At 67.8% G+C, this 2,443-nt stretch carries 2 protein-coding genes; both read right to left on the bottom strand.

Features of this window, described 5'->3' with window-relative positions; genetic code table 11:
* Positions 1–53: 53 nt before the first annotated feature.
* Positions 54–1,073: an AraC family transcriptional regulator gene (locus G3N93_RS37835; protein WP_174943466.1), complete on the bottom strand. Its 1,020-nt coding sequence runs from the start codon at positions 1,071–1,073 to the stop codon at positions 54–56.
* Between the two features lie 100 nt (positions 1,074–1,173).
* Positions 1,174–2,370 carry a porin gene (locus G3N93_RS37830; RefSeq protein ID WP_174983822.1) on the bottom strand — a complete coding sequence of 399 codons (1,197 nt, stop codon included), beginning with the start codon at positions 2,368–2,370 and terminating at the stop codon, positions 1,174–1,176.
* Positions 2,371–2,443: the final 73 nt, after the last annotated feature.

Here is a 2,443-nt window from a genome sequence, read left to right as displayed (position 1 = left end):
ATCGTTCGCTGGCGGGCACGGCGTAACGGCGGCGGGGTTGCGCGGCGGGGGCGCTACGCCGGCCGCTGCCCCTCGCGCGGCCCGTGCCCCGTCCACCGCTTGAACGCGCGCCGGAAGTTGTGCGCGTCGCTGAACCCGACTTCGTGCGCGACGTCCTCGATCGACAGCCGCGGGTTGCTCAGCAGCGTGAACGCGCGCTTCCTGCGGATCGTGTCGATCACCGTTTGATACGACACACCCTGATCGGCGAGCCGCCGGCGGAGTGTGCGCTCGCTCATGCACAGCTGCGCGGCGATCTCGGCGAGCGACGGCGCATGGCGCAGGTCGCGCCGCATGATCCGTTCGATCGATTCGAGAAATTCGGTGCCTTCGGGTTCGGGCGGCAGCGCGTCCTGCAGGAATTCGAGCGCCTGGCGATGCGCGAGCGGATCGTGGGTCGCGATCGGGCGGTTGCCGAGTGCGGCGTCGCATGAGAACAGGTTCTGCTCCTGTTCGAACCGCACCGGGCACGGGAACACACGTGCGTATTGTTCCGCATACGCCGGCGGCGGGTAGCTGAGATCGACGACCTTCGGCTGGAACGCGGGGCCGACCAGCGAGCGCCCGATCTTCATGAAGCTGCCGAACGCTTCCTCGACGAGGAACGCCTCGATGTCCGGTTCGAGAAAGACGTTGGTCGCGCGGATCGACAGCGTGCGCGCATCCGAGATCACCTCGAAGCGCATCAGCGGCCCCGTGTGGCGCTGCAGTTCCATCCCGACCGAGATCGCGTCCTTCAGCGTCGGGCTCGTCAGCATCGCGTAGCCGACCAGGCCGATCGACGCGATCGTCTCGCTCGTGCCGAGTTCGAGGCCGAGCGCCCGCCCCGGCGCCATGTCGAGCGCGCGGCGGATCATCGTGCTCGCCTGACGCAAGGAAATCCGGCACGACGGATTCGACAGGTCCGCGACGTCGAAGCCGAGCCCGAGGCACAGCCGCGTGGGGTCGATGCCCAGCTCCTTGCTTGTCTCCGCGAGGCACCGCAACAGATGGACCGGCAGATTCGCCGTCGTATAACGGTCGGGTTCGTCCATGGATGCTCCGTATTTTTTTCCATGGATTGTACTCGTCCCGCCCGGCCGGAGACCCGGTGCCTCCCCGGCCACGATCGCCCACATCCTGTGCGGCCCCGCGTCAGAAGTAGTGGCGCAGGCCGACCGTCGCGCCGAGCTGCGTGGTACTCGTGCTCGGTGACTGCCCGTTCACGCCGACCAGTTGCGCGCCGACCAGGCCGCCGCGATAGATCGCATAGTCGACTTCCGCGTAGAGCATGCTGCGCTTCGACAGGCTGTAGCCGGCGATCACCTGGAACTGGCGCGCGCGGCCGTCGAAGTCCGGCGTGTAGCCCGACTGCGTGGTCCACCACGCGTTGACGGCGGCCGTGAACGCCGACGTGAACCGGTAGGTCAGCCCCGCGAGCGCCATCTTGCGGCGCCGGAACCCGCCGGGCGTCGACGGATCGACCACCTGCGCGGGCGAGATGATGCCGAGCGCGGCGAGATCGGTCGAGCTGAACGGGCCGTTCTCGAACGACGTGAAGTCGTTGTCGCGCGCGTTCTCGATATAGCCGGCGTTGACGGTCGCGTTGCCGAGCGTGACGGAGCCGCCGCCGCCATAGATGTCGAATTTCGCGTGGGTGACGTCGTCCCAGGTGCGCATGAACGATGCGCCAACCGTGAACGGCCCCTTGTCCGGCGCATACGCGATCGCCGCGCCGGCCTGGCTGCCGAGCACGCCGCCGCCCGCATGGCCGCCCGGCGCGTACTGCGCGAGCAGGTACAGGCTGCCGAGCTGCGCACCGTACTGGATCATGTTGCTGGTGCGGGCGCCCGCGAGCATCGTCTGCTCCGGCTTGAACAGGTTGAAGTACGGATCCTGCGGGCCGGCCCACAGGTTCGAGCCGTAGGTCAGCGACACCATCTCGAACGGCACGTTGTACTGGCGCCCGAGCGCGAGCTGGCCGAGCGACGTCGACGTGAGCCCGACGTACGCGACCTGGAAGAAGTTCGGCGAGCCGGCCGGCACGATCGCGCCGCTGTTCGGGCCGAAATGGCTCTCGACGTTGAACTGCGCGGACAGCCCGCCGCCGAGATCTTCCTGCCCCTTGAGGCCCCAGTAGCTTTCCGTCAGGCCGCCGCCGTCGGCCATCGAGATCTTGCGGCCCGTCGACACCGGCGTGCCGTCGGCGCCGTAGGACACGCCGTGCGTTTCGTAGCGGATGCCCGCATCGATTACGCCGTACAGCGTCACGTTGCTTTGCGCGTGCGCGCCGGTACCGGCCAGGACCAACATCGCGCAGCACGCGGCGCGAACGCTATCGTGACGATTCATTCTTTGGGACTCCGCATCGACAGGGGGACGGCGGCTCGACCCGCCGGAAACGAATGTAGAAAGCCAAATTTGA

The sequence above is a fragment of the Burkholderia sp. Se-20378 genome (assembly GCF_017104665.1).
In the GTDB taxonomy this organism is placed as follows: Bacteria; Pseudomonadota; Gammaproteobacteria; order Burkholderiales; family Burkholderiaceae; genus Burkholderia; species Burkholderia lata.
The sequence above is the reverse complement of the archived record's forward strand: the minus strand, read 5'-3'. Positions and strand labels throughout refer to the sequence as shown.